General features: G+C 41.3%; 14 protein-coding genes and 1 other RNA gene. 9 read left to right on the top strand and 6 right to left on the bottom strand.

The features are described from left to right. Window positions 1–795 precede the first annotated feature (795 nt). Window positions 796–1,725: a GIY-YIG nuclease family protein gene (locus TW84_RS15360; protein ID WP_045976515.1), complete on the bottom strand. Its 930-nt coding sequence runs from the start codon at window positions 1,723–1,725 to the stop codon at window positions 796–798. Window positions 1,726–1,936: 211 nt separating this feature from the next. On the opposite strand from TW84_RS15360, the gene TW84_RS15355 reads away from it, so the two are divergent. Genes TW84_RS15355 through TW84_RS15325 form a run of 7 tightly spaced genes read left to right on the top strand, consistent with a single transcriptional unit; the run spans window position 1,937 to window position 11,179 of the window. Further along, on the top strand, window positions 1,937–2,536 hold the full coding sequence (locus TW84_RS15355; protein WP_045976514.1) for a restriction endonuclease subunit S: 600 nt from the start codon (window positions 1,937–1,939) through the stop codon (window positions 2,534–2,536). Between the two features lie 6 nt (window positions 2,537–2,542). Further along, window positions 2,543–4,075 carry a type I restriction-modification system subunit M gene (locus TW84_RS15350; RefSeq protein WP_045976513.1) on the top strand — a complete coding sequence of 511 codons (1,533 nt, stop codon included), beginning with the start codon at window positions 2,543–2,545 and terminating at the stop codon, window positions 4,073–4,075. Further along, window positions 4,065–5,354 carry a restriction endonuclease subunit S gene (locus tag TW84_RS25080; protein ID WP_045976512.1) on the top strand — a complete coding sequence of 430 codons (1,290 nt, stop codon included), beginning with the start codon at window positions 4,065–4,067 and terminating at the stop codon, window positions 5,352–5,354. Before TW84_RS15350 ends, TW84_RS25080 begins: the two co-directional genes overlap by 11 nt. Beyond that, window positions 5,348–6,643 (top strand): AAA family ATPase, encoded by a 1,296-nt coding sequence (locus TW84_RS15340; RefSeq protein ID WP_045976511.1) that lies wholly within the window; start codon window positions 5,348–5,350, stop codon window positions 6,641–6,643. Before TW84_RS25080 ends, TW84_RS15340 begins: the two co-directional genes overlap by 7 nt. After that, a complete protein-coding gene (locus tag TW84_RS15335) occupies window positions 6,640–7,125 on the top strand; it encodes a type II toxin-antitoxin system VapC family toxin (RefSeq protein WP_045976510.1) in 486 nt (161 codons plus the stop codon). Before TW84_RS15340 ends, TW84_RS15335 begins: the two co-directional genes overlap by 4 nt. Continuing rightward, window positions 7,122–10,403, top strand: coding sequence for a type I restriction endonuclease subunit R (locus TW84_RS15330; protein WP_045976509.1), 3,282 nt, complete (start codon window positions 7,122–7,124; stop codon window positions 10,401–10,403). Before TW84_RS15335 ends, TW84_RS15330 begins: the two co-directional genes overlap by 4 nt. Further along, the gene (locus tag TW84_RS15325) at window positions 10,403–11,179 is read left to right on the top strand and encodes a M48 family metallopeptidase (protein ID WP_045976508.1); all 777 of its coding nucleotides are present in this window, start codon (window positions 10,403–10,405) and stop codon (window positions 11,177–11,179) included. Before TW84_RS15330 ends, TW84_RS15325 begins: the two co-directional genes overlap by 1 nt. A gap of 836 nt (window positions 11,180–12,015) precedes the next feature. Here the strand turns inward: TW84_RS15325 and TW84_RS15320 are convergent. The 5 genes from TW84_RS15320 to smpB form a co-directional block, all read right to left on the bottom strand. Further along, window positions 12,016–12,597 (bottom strand): recombinase family protein, encoded by a 582-nt coding sequence (locus tag TW84_RS15320; protein ID WP_019823936.1) that lies wholly within the window; start codon window positions 12,595–12,597, stop codon window positions 12,016–12,018. Between the two features lie 131 nt (window positions 12,598–12,728). Next, window positions 12,729–13,421, bottom strand: a complete 693-nt coding sequence (locus tag TW84_RS15315) for an N-acetyltransferase (protein WP_045976507.1) — start codon at window positions 13,419–13,421, stop codon at window positions 12,729–12,731. A gap of 658 nt (window positions 13,422–14,079) precedes the next feature. After that, complete coding sequence (locus TW84_RS15310) at window positions 14,080–15,888, bottom strand: site-specific integrase (protein WP_045976506.1); 1,809 nt, start codon at window positions 15,886–15,888, stop codon at window positions 14,080–14,082. 85 nt (window positions 15,889–15,973) lie between these two features. Further along, window positions 15,974–16,340: a transfer-messenger RNA gene (gene ssrA, locus TW84_RS23865) on the bottom strand. Window positions 16,341–16,407: 67 nt separating this feature from the next. Next, entirely contained in the window at window positions 16,408–16,893 is a 486-nt protein-coding gene (smpB, locus tag TW84_RS15305; RefSeq protein ID WP_045976505.1) for an SsrA-binding protein SmpB, read from the bottom strand. Between the two features lie 118 nt (window positions 16,894–17,011). On the opposite strand from smpB, the gene TW84_RS15300 reads away from it, so the two are divergent. Both TW84_RS15300 and TW84_RS15295 read left to right on the top strand, forming a co-directional pair. Further along, window positions 17,012–17,455, top strand: coding sequence for an SRPBCC family protein (locus TW84_RS15300; RefSeq protein WP_045976504.1), 444 nt, complete (start codon window positions 17,012–17,014; stop codon window positions 17,453–17,455). After that, entirely contained in the window at window positions 17,445–17,798 is a 354-nt protein-coding gene (locus TW84_RS15295) for an RnfH family protein (RefSeq protein WP_045976503.1), read from the top strand. Before TW84_RS15300 ends, TW84_RS15295 begins: the two co-directional genes overlap by 11 nt. Window positions 17,799–17,928 lie beyond the last annotated feature (130 nt).

The following is a 17,928-nucleotide window of genomic DNA, read 5'->3' as shown; positions in this document are numbered from 1 at the left end:
GTATAAAATTAAGAATTAGACTGTTTTTTAGTCAAAAGTAACAATTATCCTGCCAGAGGGGGATTGTAATAGGCTAGTCAACGTGATGACTATTTCTGTATAGATAGGCCATTTTGCTTGAAAGCAAAAAGCGGCACTGCTTAAAGTTATATCTGCGTTTTTCACTCGCCCTTGCCTTGAAACGTAATAGCACAAGCCTTGTGGTTACGTCTTTGCCAATTTTGGATGAATTTAGCTTTCGTTGAAGTGCATCAAAGCAATTTCTCATTTGGAAAAACGTCAGATTAACGGGCTCGTTTGGGAAAAACGTCAGATTAACGAGCTCGTTTGGGAAAAACGTCAGATTAACGAGCTCGTTTGGGAAAAATGTCAGATTAACGGGCTCGTTTAGGAAAAACGTCAGATTAACGGGTTCGTTTAGGAAAAATGTCAGAGTCAGTTTATTCCTCAGTTTTCCTGTCTATATCTGGGCTAAAACTTAGGGTTAAAATGAAAATGCAACTGTTTACTACTGCCACTCATATTGATTTATGTGGATGCACTTAATGAAAACCAGATCTGGTTTTTGGTTTTCTGTTAGCAAATCCCATCTAGCCACCATTGATAATCTAACAAGGCTCAATGTCCATTTAAGTTAAATATCAAATCAATTATTGATGACGCTCTTTACTATCAACATAAACAGTTCATAGCAGCAATTATCGCCTTCTTTTGCCGAAGGCAAGCCATCGAAAAATGACGGCTTCCGCCAACGGATACCGTGGTTACTCTGCCATGAGTTTGCTGTATTAATAATCACACAGTTAATTTGACCTTGCAGTTACTTACAACTAGTTGATGTTCTGGCCATTCTCTATTCAAACCTGCTTTAAATAGCTTTACTGCGTGTTCATCGCTTTCAACCCAAAATCGGTCTTTGTATTTCTGTTTGGGTTGACGATATTCCATAGAACGTAAGTACTTGTGAAGTGCTAATTCTGCTGCTTTTGCATCTTTAACAAGCGCAATCATATGACCAAATGAGAGGTCTGATTCTGGTAATTGAGCATTTAATCTAGATGGATATTTATCGCTGGACTGAGAGAACTTGTATAGGCCACTGTTTAGCTTGATGAGATATACATAACCTTCAGTATCATTACTCTCAGAGTCAGCAGTCCCGCTGCTAGGCCTTTTAGGTTTATGTAGCTCTTTAACTTTCGCATGAATAATTTTTTTGATTTCATTCCTACTTAGCTTTGGATCATTAGGAATTAGAGCTTGTGGTGAAAGACCTTTAGTAAAGAAGAGAAACTCTAGGTTATTTACTCCTCCAATATGATTCAAAGAAGATGCGGCGTTACTACTTGTTGAAAAGAGATCCCCATAGTGCATAGCTAACCATTTGCCCATTGCCTTTCCGTGAGCTTTGAGGTTGTTCTTCTCTTTATGCTGACACCACTCGATAAAAGCATTTACTCTTTTCAGTCTCAGCTCATAATCGCCCATGTCGCCAACTAAGTGACCCTTTTGCATCAATACCTCGGTAGGGATGATGTTGTTCTGGTGTAAATTGTGTCTGTTAATGGAGTAGTAGTCTGCTCGTTCAGAACAGTACTTGTATAGATCATTGAGCAAAATAACGTGCTTACCTTCAAATACATGTAGAGCATTTAAATTGTCATTTACATACCTATTGATCGCCGAATCAAATAGTTTTCTGTACTTTACTTCTGTGGGAGTCACTTCGATTCCTCATACACCTAATTAGATTAAAGTCTTCTTCTCGAGTTTTAAACTCATAGCCCCTAAGCACCATTCGTTTACTGCAAATAATCTTATGATCGGTTTGAAATTCAGTCAACTTAAAATTTGCAGTTTTTTATTCCTGCATTTTTCTTGACGTATTTGCTTAAAGTAACCACAATGGATGCAAGTTAAAGTTTGAGGTGTTGGAATGAGACTACGACTATCAGAGGTAGCGGATATTCATGCTGGCTACCCATTTCGCGGGTCAATCAAGCATGATCCAAATGCTTCCGTACAAGTCGTGCAAGCAAAAGACATCAGTGATCTAGGTGAGTTGCAAAGCACCGAGTTGGTGAGAACGGAATTAACAGGTAAGAAGCAGCCTATGTGGCTTGAACAAGGCGATGTTCTGTTCATTGCCAAGGGGATGAGAACTTATGCAGCCTACGTTCCTGAACAACTAGAAGACGTAATTAGTTCTCCTAGCCTGTTTCAGATCCGTATCAAGTCATCGCAATGCGATAAGATAAACCCTATGTTCTTGGCTTGGCAGCTCAATCAAAAGCCTGTGCAGCAATACTTTAGAAAGAGTGCTGAAGGCAGCACACAAACAAACATTAGAAAACCAGTATTGGCCGATGTTGAGCTAGCGATACCAGAGATAGAAAAACAAAACACTATTGCCAAGCTCTATGCAGCAAGCATTAAAGAAAATGCCTTACTTCATGAACTTATAAATAATCGTCAGCAGCAGCTTAATGCTATAGCGACTGACTTAATCCAGAATTCTGAACAATTTAAGGGCTAGGAAATCATGCCACACACTAAAATCAATCAAGATGACATCAATAAAGCGGTATGGGGAGCGTGTGACACCTTCCGAGGTACGGTTGATCCGTCTATCTACAAAGACTTCATCCTTACTACCTTGTTCCTAAAGTACATCTCTGATGTTCACCAGGACAAATACGATGAACTTAAAGAAGAGTACGGTGACATTCCTGAACTGATCTCAGAAATGATGGAAAGCCAATCTTTCAAAATCCCTGTAGGTTCAACATTTTGGGATCTGTATGAAGCTCGTCATGAGCCTGGTAATGGTTCTCGTATCGACCAAGCTCTCCATGCGATTGAAGAAGCTAACGGCACTAAGCTCAAGAATGTCTTCCAAGACATTAGCTTCAACACCGATAAGCTGGGTGACGAAAAGCAGAAAAACGACATTTTGCGCCATCTACTAGAAGACTTTGGTAAAGAGACCCTGAACCTACGCCCAAGCCGCGTTGGTTCGCTAGATGTGATTGGTAACGCCTACGAGTACCTCATCAAACACTTTGCAGCAGGCAGTGGAAAATCTGCGGGTGAGTTCTATACCCCACCAGAAGTATCAGATCTACTTTCAATCATTCTAGAACCACAACAAGGCGATAGCATCTGTGACCCTGCTTGTGGTTCAGGCTCACTATTGATGAAGTGTGGTAAGCAAGTACAGAACAACTTTGCTGGTTCTAAACAATATGCTCTGTTTGGACAAGAAGCGATTGGTTCAACCTGGTCACTAGCTAAGATGAACATGTTCCTACATGGTGAAGACAACCACCGCATTGAGTGGGGCGATACCATTCGTAATCCCAAGCTACAAGACAAAGAAGGCGGTCTACTGCACTTTGACGTAGTAACAGCCAACCCTCCGTTCTCTCTTGATAAATGGGGTCATGAAGATGCTGGTAACGACCACTTTGGTCGCTTCCGCCGTGGTATCCCGCCAAAGACCAAAGGCGACTATGCGTTTATCTCACACATGATTGAGACGCTAAAGCCCGCTTCTCAAGGTAAAAAAGGCGGCCGTATGGGTGTGGTTGTGCCGCATGGCGTATTATTCCGCGCATCTAGTGAAGGTAAAATCCGTAAGCAGCTTATCGATGAAAACCTGCTAGATACAGTAATCGGCCTACCTGAAAAGCTGTTCTTTGGAACTGGTATCCCTGCCGCCATTCTTATCTTCAAAAAGCAGAAAGACAACAACCAGGTACTGTTCATTGATGCATCTCGTGAATTCAAGTCTGGTAAGAACCAGAATCAACTAACACCTGAGAACATTCAGAAGATTGTAGATACTTATAAGGCGCGTGAAACCACAGACAAATACTCATACCTAGCTACGCTAGAAGAGATTGCCGAGAACGACTACAACCTCAACATTCCTCGTTACGTTGATACCTTTGAGGAAGAAGAAGAGATCGACCTAGTAGCGGTACGCACTGAACGTTTAGCGCTACAAAATGAATTAGCTGGCCTAGAAGCAGAAATGGCGGGTTACCTAGAGGAGTTGGGTTATGGCGCGTGAGTTAAATTCATCTGAGATTCCAGATGGTTGGTCTTATGGGTTACTAGACAAATACGCTGAAAGATGCAGTGGTCATACACCAAGTAAATCTTTTCCAGACTACTGGGATGGAGGAATTAAGTGGATTTCATTAGCTGATAGCTTCCGATTGGATAAAGGGTTAGTGAAAGAAACAGACAAAGAAATTTCCAAACTGGGTACTGAGAACTCGTCTGCGCAAGTACACCCAGCAGGAACTGTAGTTCTTTCTCGTGATGCTGGGATCGGTAAAAGTGGGGTAATGGCAGAACCTATGGCGGTCAGTCAGCATTTCATTGCTTGGAAGTGTGATTTTAATAATAAAATCCACAACTGGTTTTTGTATAACTGGCTGCAAACTAACAAGCATGAGTTTGAAAGGCAAGCCGTTGGTTCTACGATTAAAACGATTGGTTTGCCTTACTTCAAAAAACTAAAGATAGCGCTTCCTCCATACGAAGAACAACGCAAAATAGCCAAAATCCTCTCAACATGGGACAAAGCGATTGCCACCACTGGAAAGCTGATTGAAACCAGTAAGCAGCAGAAAAAGGCCCTGATGCAGCAGCTTTTGACGGGTAAGAAGCGTTTGCGCTCTTCATCAAAAGACGGGGCTGAAACGGGCAAGGCGTTTGAGGGGGAGTGGGAAGAGGTTAAGTTAAGTCATTTATTTGACCGAATGGCAGAGAAAAACAAAGGGCAAAGCACTAATGTTGTAACGATCTCTGCGCAGCATGGCCTAATTAAGCAGCAAGAGTTTTTCAAAAAGTCAGTCGCGTCTGAGACACTCGATAATTACTTTATCTTGCGTAAAGGGCAGTTTGCTTATAACAAAAGTTATTCAAATGGTTACCCCATGGGGGCAATTAAGCGGCTAAATAGATATGACGACGCTGTAGTGACGAGCCTTTATATCTGCTTCGCAATAAAGGATGAGGCCAAGACGTCAAGCTGCTTTATGGAGCAATACTTTGAATCTGGTTTGCTAAACCGAGGGTTAACAAAAGTAGCAGCGGAAGGTGGTCGAGCACATGGATTATTAAATGTGAAGCCTTCTGACTTTATGGGATTGAGTCTAATTGTCCCTACTTTTGACGAACAACAAAAAATCGCCTCAGTCCTTACAGCTGCCGACAAAGAAATTGAAGTACTAGAAACAAAACTTGCTCACTTTAAGCAAGAGAAAAAGGCACTGATGCAGCAGTTATTGACGGGTAAGTGCCGTGTGAAAGTCGCTCAAGAAAAGGATTTAATATGCTAACGCAAATTCAAATTAGAGACTTTAAAAGTTACAAAGAACAGATACTACACCTTTCTCCTTTAACCTTGATGATCGGTGCTAATGCTTCAGGAAAAAGTAATGCTTTAGAGGCCTTTCGTTTTCTTGCTTGGTTAGCTCAAGGGCAAAAGCTCAATGTATTGAAACAACGTGTCGATGACTCAGAGCAAATTTTACGAGGTCAAATAAGAGATCTTGGTTACCTAGGATCTTCTTCTTTTTGTCTGGGTTGCCAGACGGATGACCGCAATTGGAACAAGTTTGAAGTAGAGCTTTCACTTCGTGATGATGAGTTACATATTTCGCAGGAGATGATTGTATCTCCAAAAGAGAGCTTTCCACTCTATAAGATTGAGCAGCCATCTACAGGGTTGGGAACAGACGTACGTATAGCTTATAACAATTTTGCACGTGGAGGTCGCAAACCTCAAGTCCCTGGAACAGATCAAATTACAATCTTGAATCAACTCGTCTCGTCGGCAATGTTTGAATCAGGTCATAAAAAAGCACAAAAAGAAATTCCTCAAACGACTGAGACATTTCAAAAGTTACTTTCTAACACCTTATTTCTTGACCCTGTACCTTCACTAATGCGTGGTGATAGTTATCCAGAACGGAATTTAAGAGGTGATTGCGCCAACTTATCAGGGGTACTTTATACGCTTTGGGAAAACAAAGATAATCGTCAAGCAATTATCGATTTTATCCAGAGTCTGCCTGAACAAGATGTGAAAGATATTACCTTCTTTAAAGATCGACGAAATCAAGTGTCCCTAGAACTAGTTGAAAGCTTTGGTGGAACTGATCGCACTTGGTCTGTTGAACTTTTATCGGATGGAACATTAAGAGTATTAGCGATTGCAGCGGCACTACTTTCTGCTCCTGAAGGCTCTACTGTGGTAATTGAAGAAGTTGATAATGGTGTTCACCCATCAAGGGCGAAACAGCTACTTGCAACAATGCGAGAACAAGCCACAAGGCGAAATGTTAAGTTACTACTATCAACTCATAATCCTGCATTAATGGATGCATTACCTGATTCAGCTCTTGGTGATGTCGTGTTTTGTTACCGTGATCGAACGACTGGTGACAGTCAACTGGTACGTTTTTCGGATCTAAATGACTATCCTGGGCTGGTTTCCCAAGGGCCTCTTGGGGAGCTAGTGACCAATGGTATTGTTGATCGCTTTGTAAAATCTCCAGTGACAGCAGAACAGAAAAAACAAAACGCATTAGATTGGCTAGCTAAAATGCGAGGTAGCGAAGAATGAGTGCTATCTGCATTATTGACACATCAGTCTTTTTGAACCTACTTAATGTTCCAGGAAGAAACCAAGATATCGATGAAATTAGCGCATCTTTCGCTGATTACGCAGGTAGTGGTGCCACATTTATTCTGCCAATGGCGACTATTGTAGAGACGGGTAACCATATTGCACAAAATGGAGACGGGGGAACAAGGCGTGAAACGGCTAAGCGCTTTAGTGATTCTGTAAAAGGTGCATTTACAGGAAAAGCTCCATACCAACCGAGTGAGTTTCCTAATACCACCGAAATATTAACTTGGATTGATTCTTTTCCAGAGCATGCTGGCAGAAACAAAGCAATAGACAAACCAAATGAAGGTACTAGCTTTGGTGACCTAAGTATCATTGAAGAGTTCAACAAGTGCGTTAGCAAGTTCTCTATGAGTGAGGTTTTTATATGGTCGCTCGATAGTGACCTAGCTGCTTATCATCGAGGGCAGTCATGAGTAGTCAGAATCTACCTAACTTCCGTGAAGAACAAAGCGCCAAGATCCCTGCGCTGACTCTACTGACTAATTTAGGTTATACGTTTATCCCACCTAACGAATGCTCGGCTCAACGTGGAAGCCAATCAGTGGTTATTCTTCCAGATGTGTTACGTGACGTACTCAAGCACAAAACCTATACGTTCATGGGTACAGTGCACAAATTATCAGAAGCCGCTGTCGATAAAATTGTTCACGAGCTAGCTAACCCAGCTATGAATGAAGGCTTAAAAGCGGCTAACGAGAAACTGTATAACGCACTTACCTACGGCATTAGTGTGACTGAGTTTGTTGATGGAAAGAAAGCCAACCCAACCATCGACATCATTGATTGGGAAACACCAAAAAACAATAAGTACCACTTCACCGAAGAGCTTGAAGTAGAAAACGCCTATGGAACAGGTAAGCGTATCCCTGATGTGGTGTGTTTCGTCAATGGATTACCTTGGGTTGTGATAGAAGCGAAACGCCCTGACTCCTCTTCTGAAGGGAAACCAACGGTATCGGAAGGTATCTCGCAGAACATCCGTAACCAAAAGGTAGATGAGATCCCTCATCTGTTCGCCTACAGCCAACTATTACTCTCTGTGAATGGTCATGAAGGTTTATACGCTACCTGTGGAACGCCTGAAAAGTTCTGGGCGAAATGGAAAGAAGAAGAGATCACCGAAGCAACGTTTGCACGTTTAAAGAACGCTCCATTAGAACAAGACAAACTCGACCTTATCTTCAACCACCGTTCTGCCAAAGTGCGTGATGAGTACCTGTCACTCATTGCGGGTGGTGATTTAATGGTGACCAACCAAGACCGCTTGTTAGTTTCACTCTTGCGTCATGACCGCCTATTGGAAATGACCCAGCTATTTACTTTGTTTGATAAAAAGGCAGGTAGAATTGTCGCTCGTTATCAGCAAATTTTCGGCATTAAAGCATTAATTGAACGAGTCACTTCTTTTGATGAGCAAGGTGCTCGTAATGGCGGAGTGATCTGGCATACAACAGGCTCAGGTAAGTCGTTCACTATGGTCTTCTTATCCAAAGCCCTTATCTGGCTTAAAGAGTTAGCCAAGTGCCGTGTCGTTGTAGTGACTGACCGTGTTGATCTTGAAGACCAACTTGCCCGTACTTTCGCTTCAGGCGGTGCATTATCGGATAAAGATAAAAAATCGGCCATGGCTACAACAGGTCGCCGTTTAGCAGATCAAATCGGTAAAGGGAACGAACGTATTATCTTCTCCATCATCAATAAGTTTGGTACGGCTATCGAACTCCCAGAGTGCTATAACAATAGCCCAGATATTATCGTACTAGTTGATGAAGGCCACCGTAGCCAAAACGGTGAGAACAACATTCGAATGCAACAAGCCCTTCCGAAAGCCGCTTATATTGGCTTCACGGGAACACCTCTGTTGCAAGACGATAAAACCGAAAATAAGTTTGGTAAGATCATTCACTCATACACAATGCAACAAGCGGTAGAAGATAAAACGGTGACGCCTTTATTGTATGAAGAGCGTATTCCTGATCTCAGCACTAATGACAAAGCCATTGATGCGTGGTTTGACCGTATCACCGATAAGCTGTCTGAAAAACAGCGAACAGACTTGAAGAAAAAGTTTGCTCAGAAAGGTCAAATCTATCAAACCGAAGGTCGATTGGAACTCATCGCCCATGATATTTCCGATCACTTCCAAAACTTCAAACGTCAAGGCTTAAAAGGTCAACTTGCCTGTGACTCAAAAGCCTCTGCTATTCAATATAAGAAGCTTTTAGACCAAATAGGTAAAGTGACTTCCGTTGTCGCAATGTCTGCGCCTGATACTCGTGAAGGCCACGATACAGTCGATGGTGAAAGCAAAGATATAGTGCAAAATTGGTGGAAGGAAAACGTCCTTAATTCTGACTTTGGTCAAGATGAAAAAGCTTATACCCAGCACATCATTGATGAGTTTAGCAAAGACGATGGCCCTGATATCATGATCGTTGTGGATAAGCTTCTGACAGGCTTTGATGAACCCAAGAATACCGTGCTTTACATCGATAAGCCGATGAAGCAACACAACTTGATTCAGGCAATTGCTCGTGTAAACCGTCTCCATCAGAAGAAGCAGTTTGGTTACTTGATTGATTATCGAGGCATTTTGAAAGAACTAGATGCTTCAATTGCTAGCTATCAAGAGCTAGAAGAGCGTATTAAAGGTGGTTTTGATATTGATGACCTTAAAGGTCTTTATAGCCGCATGGACACCGAATATAAGAAGCTGCCAGGTTTCTATAGCGATTTATGGGCAACGTTTGAAGGTGTACAGAACAAGCAAGATGGTCAAGCACTTCGTCAAGTATTAGCCCCAAAAATTGACACGATTGATGGTCAACTTACCGACACCAACTTGAAAAAGCGTGAGGACTTTTATGCATCACTCACAACGTTTGCTAACTGCCTAAAAGTGGCTTTGCAATCAGCCACGTACTTCGAAGATAAGAGTCTTGATGATAAGCGTGAGTTGTACAAAAAGACGTTGAAATCGATGTCTGAGCTGCGTCGCCAAGTCCGTGAGGATGCGGAAGAAAGCGTTGACTATGATGAGTATGCTGAAAACATCCGAACCATGTTAGATAAGCACATTGGTGGTGTAGAGATCCAAGAGTCTCAAGGCGTCTACTTAGTTGGTAACATGGGTAAAGATGTCAAACCTGAAGAGATGACTGACGATGAAGCTCGTAACAAAAAAGATGCTATCACTGGTCGTGTGACTAAGATGATTGATCAGGAGCTCGCAGATGACCCATATGCTCAGGAGTATTTTTCTAAGTTGCTAAAACAAGCCATCGAACAAGCGAAAGAGATGTTTGATACCCCAGTAAAGCAATACCTGTTGTTTGCTGATTTTGAAGAACAAGTAAAAGAGCGAAATGTCGAAGGTATGCCTATTGACCGCTTCTCCGAACTTGACCCAAAAATCAAACGTCACGTCCAAGCTTACTACGGGTTATTCCTGAAAAACCTAGCCGATAGCAATGCTCTAAGTGAAGATGAACGCTTCGATTATGCAATGCGAATCGATGAAGTGGTTACGGCATCTGTGGCTGAATTTTCAATTAACCCACAAGAGATTGAAAACCATATTCGTCGTAAGTTGTTACCTGTGCTGTTTAAGGCTGTCGGAATGGACACCGCTAAGGTGATTATTACCGATATTATCCAAATCACTCGTCTGGGTGTGGCAGGTCATCATTAATGACTTCGGTAAGTTCAAATGAAGGCAATAAAGAGGAATACAGCTTCATCTATGGTGATGAGGCTGTTACCTACGAAGTCGTTCGCAAGCCCGTCACAGAAAGCCAAAAGCGAAAGATAACCATCAAAGTTCATCCTAACTGTGAAGTGGCAATTACCGCACCAGAAGATACCGAACGTGGAGATATTCATGACGCGGTAATGAAGCGTGCTAAGTGGATCTATGACGCACTCAAGGAGTTTCGTACTCACTTGGAGTATGTTCAACCCAAGCATTATGTCAGCGGTGAAATGCAGTTTTACTTAGGGCGCAGATATGTACTTAAAGTTGTGGAAGACATTGAGGCTTTACCTTCGGTAAAAATGAATCGAGGTAAGCTCTTGGTAACCTTAACTCGTTTTAATGAAGACAAGACTGCTATGGTTCGAGCTTTGGTAAAGAACTGGTACAGAGTTCGTGCAGAGCGTGTTTTTCATGATCGTCTTGCGGAGCTGCTTCCACAAGCTACTTGGGTTGAGGGAATACCCAGCTTTCGTGTTCTTCCCATGGCGAAGCAATGGGGTAGCTGTTCAGCAAAAGGTAACTTGATGCTCAACCCTCACTTAATCAAAGCACCAAAAGAGTGTATTGATTATGTGATCCTACATGAGCTTTGCCATATCGCTGAACACAACCATAGCGAACGTTTTTGGCGCTTGTTAACCAGCGTCATGCCACACTGGAAGGAAGTAAAAAGTAAACTGGATGGTATGGCTGAGTTGTATTTGAATGAGTAGTTTTTACAAATGTTAGTCTCCACTTAGATACAGTAGTAATAAGTAATTGGTTTACATGTAATGGCTGAGTAAAATTGATTATGCTTGGAAGGTTTTTCAGTTGCTGATGATTGCAACAAGGTTTTATCCATTAGTTATTAGGACTGATGTCGTTGTTACTTTCTCTGGATGTCTAGATTGTCTATAAGTGTAACTTAGTCTAAAATGAGACCCAGATAAGAGAAGGATTAGTCGAATTGAAAAAGCCCTTCCACCCGCGCTGCTGTCTATTCTTATAGATATTTCGGGAGAAGTTTAAAAGTAGAGCGACCGCGAAAAGCGTATAAAAAGGTAATTTGGATAGAAAACGCCCTCATTATTGAGGGCGTTTTTGCTTATATAATAGGTTTAGGCTGATAAGTGAAAAATTAGGACTCTAATTTTAATACGGCCCCCAATCCTACCATGGCAAAACCTCTATCATATCGCTCTGCTTTATAACAAGTGATATCACTGATTCCTTTAAGGTTCACAACCGAAAACTAGATCTCTAGTTTTAATGTTATTCTGGAAAGTAGGGTATCCTACTATAGGAGTGTTCCTATCAATTATCTCGCTCTTGTAACTGGGCAACTCACATTAGATTATCATCGATTACCCGCATGTCATGCGAACAAGCGAGCTTCTACTCTTTTATTTTGTAATAGAGTCTAAGAGTTTGTCTGAGAGTTCTCCTTGATTTTTCTTAATTGCATAAGTAACTCTTCTTCAAGCACATAAGAGATATTTTGCTCCAAGTGATACACATTTAGTGAGCTCATATAAAGCCTTTTCTCTGTCAAACTGGTTATATTCCATTATTCGCCTGATTTGTTCCAATGGCGCTTAACTGTAGCTATTCCAAGGTGCAGGTGAATTGCTGTTTTGCTTTGTGACATACCAAGAGATTTGCACCCTTGAACTTTGTGTGTTGTTGCCTTCGCTTGAGGGCGACCAAGCTTCTTACCTTCAAGTTTCGCTCTCGCTAGTCCTTCCTGCGTACGCTCTCTGATTCTATTTCTTTCGAATTCTGCGAATGCGGAAAACATTTGCAGCATAAGTTTACCTTCAGGTGAGCTTAGGTCTGCAACTGGTAAATCTAGGCAGATAATTCGGATTCCGTTTTTCGAGAGAAGTTCTATCGTTTGTTGTACATCTATATTATCTCGACCAAGGCGATCGAGCTTTAGTACGACTAACGTGTCGCCTATTTCCAGCTTGTGTTTGAGAAGATTAGAAAACTGCTCACGGTCAGTTGCTTTTGTACTGCCTGAGACTGTTTCGCTAATTACGCGAGAGTTAATTACATTGTGCCCAGCTTGACGTATAGCCAATATTTGATTGTCTGTAGTTTGTTCCGTGGTAGATACACGGCAGTATGCAAAAATTCGTCCTGTCATAGCTTTTCTAGTATCACAAATTCTGGTATCACTATAGCATTGGTATCATAAATGAAAAAGCTATTTTTATGATACCGAATGGTCAGAATTTGCAGGGTATCGATAAACGGATGTTATTTGATACCATTTAATTAGAAAGGGTCGGCATCAGTGTAGTAACTATTCATTACTCTCAGAAAGCAGAGTTTCTGATTTGATATACCACTGTCATTATTTTCGTATTGGTTAGTTGAATGTGTATTGTTGCTATTTGTTGTTTCATCTTTGAGCGTTTTAATAAACATTTGCTTATCATGAGCCGCACTATCTGTGTAGATTCCATGAGTATCGATATAGTCATTAAATACATCTAGAACGGATCGTTGTGCGGCGGGCTTCTGTTGACAATAAGGAATGAGCTTTTTCAGTTTATAGTTATCTACCATTGGGAACGTATATCTCCAATTTGGGTTTCTCTGCAAGTAATGAGTTAACACATCGCTATTTACATTGTTGACGCAGACAAATTGAACATTTTCTAACTGCAATAATTCCGATACGAGATATTTAAAAAAACCTTTACGTCGATAATCGGGGTGCAAATAAATCAGCCCAATCGCAGGACAAGATCTCAGGATATTTTGCCATTCAGTGAAACTTTGCGCAGACCGCTTCTTTTTTCTCAGTTTATAGATAGCGTTTGCAATAAGCGGAGGGTAGGTATTAGGTGCTCTGATTTCTAGCTCAAGAAAATCGAACTTAAGACAAAAAGCCTGTTCAGGATAAGTTTTGGACTCATTATAGAGCTTTGCGATTTCTTTAGCAGCGTCGCGGACAGCGTTCATTTTTAACCCCGTATAATTACTAAACCTCAAACTATGAATGTTATAGTACGCATTCAGGGTTTTGACAATATATTCTTTAAAATCAATTATTTAAGTTATAATAAGTACGATGGTTGGGGCGTGTGAGGAGGAGTTGTTTTCTAAGTGTCCCGCACTCTGGTAGTGCGATTAATTTAAATGATAGTTCAGCCTGACATTCTAAAATTTTTTAGTATTAAATTTTGTTAATCTTGATTTTGTTGAAATTTAAATCTTAATTTCAATTTAAATGTGATTAAAAGTGTGGTATAACTATTATAACGATCATAACAATTATAAATTTATATAACTTATGTAAGGAGTGAATTTTCGCTCGGTGCTGAACTGTGGAAGTTCTTTTTTTCTTTACATCCAAAATCGTGCCACCAGTGGCAACATGACTGCCACTGGTGGCAACGTTAATGCCATAGATGGCAATAACGTACAAAAACGCCGCACTCAGTGAGTGCGATGAGTTAAGAGTACCGCACTCTTAGTGTGCTCTTAACATAATTAGATTGTTATAATCTTCCAAGTTAACAACACTATACGCAATGTGTTGTTCGAACATTTTTATCGAGAAAATTGAAGTTCACTATTGGTTAGCTGTGATATCGTAATTTTTCCAATTAGCTACCTGTTAGTCACTTTTATTTTTTGCCTTGTTTGCTTTACGTCGGGCTGATTTTAAAAGTTCTTTTTCGGTTCTATCAAAGTGTTTGACTAGATTAAATGGCTGGATTTTGAGAAAACTCCATTCAAGCAAATCTATGTAAGGCTTGAGTGCACTTGGGTGAAATTCAGAGCCATAGCGATCGAATGTAATACTGCCGTGTTTGTGCCCGACAATACCTTGTGCAAAGCGTTCCTCAACATCACTATGTTGCTTATACATATCGAGAACAGTGTGTCGAAAAGAATGAAACGTATATCCTGTATTCGCTTTCATACCTAGTTTCGTTTTATACGTTTCATTAAACCAACGGGATGCTTCCTTGCCGTAACCTTTTCCTTCATAAAAGGGTAGTCCCGTTGCAAATAATCTTCCCTCGCAAGATTCAACAAATTCAAGAAAACCTAACTCTATCAACTTGCTATGAATAGGAGTGATTCGTTCCGATGAGTCAGTTTTGAAGTCTTGCGATGGGTGGCATTCAGTAAAACTAATGCACCAAATACCATCAATTTGAACAATGTTTTCCCTAAATAGTTGAGCTAGCTCATTTTGTCTTGCGCCTGTGTAAAGAGCTAAAATTGGAAGCCAGTAGTGGAAACTATGCAACATATCATTGTGTGTAAATATTCGTGTAGAGAATATTTTAGTCAGCATGTCATTACTAAATGGATGCCTTACATCACTTTCTTTTTTACTTTCTTGCCTGCTTTGTGTCTTGATGCTTTCGAAATGATTGTGTTCGAGGTATTGATGTCGTACTGCCCACTTACAAAGGCTTGAAACTTTCTGCAAGTAGTCTTTAACTGTGGTTTTGCCGAGAGTTGTTAGAGGTGTTGATAACGCTTTGTTTTTTTTAATTGCCTCTAGTAATGAGATTCCTTTAAACTCTTTTTTCTTATGGATATTTGAAGGCAATTCTAATAAAGAGTCCCTAATGAGTACCGCTTCTCTTCGATTGATACTACTGGCTGGTTTGTCATGCAATAGCTCAGAGACAGTATGAATTTTAGCTCTAGCTAGGTCTAGAGATCTCGGTTTTATCGAGAACTTCTTTTCTTCCTCATACTCTTCGAATAGCTCCTTTAACGACCTATCGTCTTTAACAGGTGTAGCATTAGATATGACCTGAGCCGCTGGCTCAGAAGATAGCGATTTAGCTAGGTCGGGGTCTGGGTCAACTTTGAGCATAACTTTTTCTAACTGCTTTACCACGTTTTCACATGCTTGTTGGTCACTATTTTTTAGAGCAGATTGAGCATCTTTGGCATATTGAAATACTTGAATAAGTGCTTGCCTCGTTTGCCACGTTAGAGGGTCGATCGGAGATAATTCAAAATTAGATAAAGCCTCATTGGCTAGGTTAGTTGCTGATTTATCGGCACTAGTCAGATATTCAATCGGTGACATTAAACTATTGATATTACTCGCGCTCAAATTTTCATCTTTAGCTATCTCAGCAAGCATGTAAGACATATATTCCGTTGATAACTCACTCATAGGATCTACAGCGCACTCAATCTTCATTAGTGTAGAGCCCGTATGTGTCGCAATGAGTTTATTTGCGGCTTCGAGAGTAAGATACTGCTTTATAGTCATAATTCGTTCTTTTACTGCTGATTCAAATTTGAGGGCTTTAACATGGGCAGTCATTTTATCTGATGTATGAAGTGATTTTTTGATTTCGGTTCGATTGCCGAAAAAACGGCGGTACAAAAAAGGCACTTGGTATCGAAAATACCAAGTGCCTGTTTTTTTCTGAGTTAAGTATTTCATTTTAGTACCTTTTTTTAGTACCACATACTTAACTTACTGATTGTTCCCTTCTAAGCGTATGTTCTTACTTAGAAAGTTTCTGAATTGGTGGAGCTGGCGGGAGTTGAACCCGCGTCCAAAAACCATTCATCATTGGTACTACATGCTTAGTCGATCTTTAAATTCACCAAGTACCTGCGAACCGACACGCCAGTAAGTGACTATCCTGAATTAAATTTCGCCGTTCATCTCTCAGGCGGGAGAATCCGGGCTAGCGCGTTTGGGTTTGATCTCTCGTTGGTCCCCGTCTTACGTGCGGAAGCTAGGGCGAGAGAGCTCTGAGCAGGTTATTAAGCTGCTAGTGCGTAGTTTTCGTCGTTTGCGACTATTTTTTTGCGGCTTTTTACGTGGCCAACCGCCCCACGGCATGCACCTCAGACTGCAAAATTCCTGTCGAATCCTAAATCAGCCCCAAAGTGTTCTTCGCATAGTACCAGAAAAGTGTAACCTGTCTAGACTTGTGCGTTTAAGTGCTCAATATTAGCGCAGTGAACTCTTCATTACGCGTGCTTTTTCTCTCGCCCAATCTTTTTCTTTTAGATCAGTACGTTTATCGTGCAGCTTCTTACCTTTCGCAACACCGACTTTCATCTTCACCCAAGAGCGAGACCAGTAGAGCGAGAGTGCAGCAAGCGTCATACCTTCACGGTTAATTCGACCAAAAAGGTTATCAAGCTCACGGCGGCTCATCAGTAGTTTACGCACACGGGTAGGGTTCGCCACAACGTGTGTCGATGCTTGGTTAAGAGGAGTAATAGTCATGCCACTCACAAAGGCTTCACCATCTCGCATAAACACGTAGCTTTCTGCGATGTTTGCTTTACCTTGACGAAGTGCTTTAACTTCCCAGCCTTGAAGCTCCATGCCAGCTTCTATTTCATCATCAATGAAATATTCGTGGCGAGCTTTCTTATTGACAGCGATGGTATTGCTACCCGCTTTTTGTTTCGATTTTTTCTTTGCCATAATAGCTGCATTATACGGTTAGGAACCTAGTTAGGAAATCCCTTTATTTGCGCTGAGTGCAAATAAAAGTAAAATTGGTACATGCCTGTCGTTTGGGTAGATGTTTTGAGGAGTCTATATGAAGCAAGTCAGTCGTTCAGCACTGGTATCCTTCAGCGCTGAACAGATGTTTAAGCTGGTAAATGACGTGGCCAGTTATCCTGAGTTTTTACCTGGGTGTTCCGGCTCCCGAGTGATTGAATCCAGTGGTTCTGCCATGGTTGCTTCCGTTGACGTTTCGAAAGCGGGGATCAGTAAAACGTTTACTACATCAAATGAGCTGATCAGTGATGAAGCGATCTTGATGAATTTGGTTGATGGGCCTTTTAAGATATTAAAAGGGGGGTGGTTTTTTACTCCCTTAGATGAGCAAGCCTGCAAAGTGGAGCTGAAGTTGGAATTCGAATTTTCCAGCAAGATGATTGAAATGGCTTTCGGTAGAATCTTCAATGAACTGACCAGCAATATGGTCAACGCGTTCACTCAGCGTGCGAAACAGGTGTATGCATGCTATGAGTATTGAGTCTGACATGATCCACGTTGAGGTGGTATACGCATTACCTCAAGAACAGAGAGTGTACACTCTGGTTGTGAACAAAACGATGACGGTTGAAGAGATCATCCGAGAGTCTGGCGTTTTAGAGCAATATCCTGAGATTGATCTTGCAAACAATAAGGTTGGAGTTTTTAGCCGTAACATAAAGCTCGACGCAACGGTTCGAGATAAAGATCGTATCGAGATTTATCGTCCATTGTTGGCGGACCCGAAAGAAATTCGTCGTAAGCGAGCCGAGCAAGCCAAAGCAGAAGGCTCTGCTGATCCTGTGACCGGTGGTAAGAAAAACCCGTTGAGGAAGGAAGCTTAAAGAGCGGGAACGGACTTCGTCCTATGGATCGCTCCGCTTCTAGATAACGGGATCGGGCTTCGCCCTTCTGGAGAGCTAGAGTTGATTTCTCAACCAAAGTGGAACAACTTAGTTTTCCAGTTTTCCAGTT

It is taken from the genome of Vibrio neptunius (assembly GCF_000967495.1).
GTDB lineage: Bacteria > Pseudomonadota > Gammaproteobacteria > Enterobacterales > Vibrionaceae > Vibrio > Vibrio neptunius.
Note: the sequence above shows the minus strand (reverse complement) of the source record. Positions and strands in the feature narration are given on the sequence as shown.

Coding starts and splice junctions, on each gene's coding strand:
- TW84_RS15300 (WP_045976504.1), top strand. CDS start 17,012: ATGAAGCAAGTCAGTCGTTCAGCACTGGTATCCTTCAGCGCTGAACAG.
- TW84_RS15315 (WP_045976507.1), bottom strand. CDS start 13,421: ATGAACGCTGTCCGCGACGCTGCTAAAGAAATCGCAAAGCTCTATAAT.
- TW84_RS15355 (WP_045976514.1), top strand. CDS start 1,937: ATGAGACTACGACTATCAGAGGTAGCGGATATTCATGCTGGCTACCCA.
- smpB (WP_045976505.1), bottom strand. CDS start 16,893: ATGGCAAAGAAAAAATCGAAACAAAAAGCGGGTAGCAATACCATCGCT.
- TW84_RS15320 (WP_019823936.1), bottom strand. CDS start 12,597: ATGACAGGACGAATTTTTGCATACTGCCGTGTATCTACCACGGAACAA.
- TW84_RS15330 (WP_045976509.1), top strand. CDS start 7,122: ATGAGTAGTCAGAATCTACCTAACTTCCGTGAAGAACAAAGCGCCAAG.
- TW84_RS15310 (WP_045976506.1), bottom strand. CDS start 15,888: ATGAAATACTTAACTCAGAAAAAAACAGGCACTTGGTATTTTCGATAC.
- TW84_RS15350 (WP_045976513.1), top strand. CDS start 2,543: ATGCCACACACTAAAATCAATCAAGATGACATCAATAAAGCGGTATGG.
- TW84_RS15340 (WP_045976511.1), top strand. CDS start 5,348: ATGCTAACGCAAATTCAAATTAGAGACTTTAAAAGTTACAAAGAACAG.
- TW84_RS15335 (WP_045976510.1), top strand. CDS start 6,640: ATGAGTGCTATCTGCATTATTGACACATCAGTCTTTTTGAACCTACTT.
- TW84_RS25080 (WP_045976512.1), top strand. CDS start 4,065: ATGGCGCGTGAGTTAAATTCATCTGAGATTCCAGATGGTTGGTCTTAT.
- TW84_RS15295 (WP_045976503.1), top strand. CDS start 17,445: ATGAGTATTGAGTCTGACATGATCCACGTTGAGGTGGTATACGCATTA.
- TW84_RS15325 (WP_045976508.1), top strand. CDS start 10,403: ATGACTTCGGTAAGTTCAAATGAAGGCAATAAAGAGGAATACAGCTTC.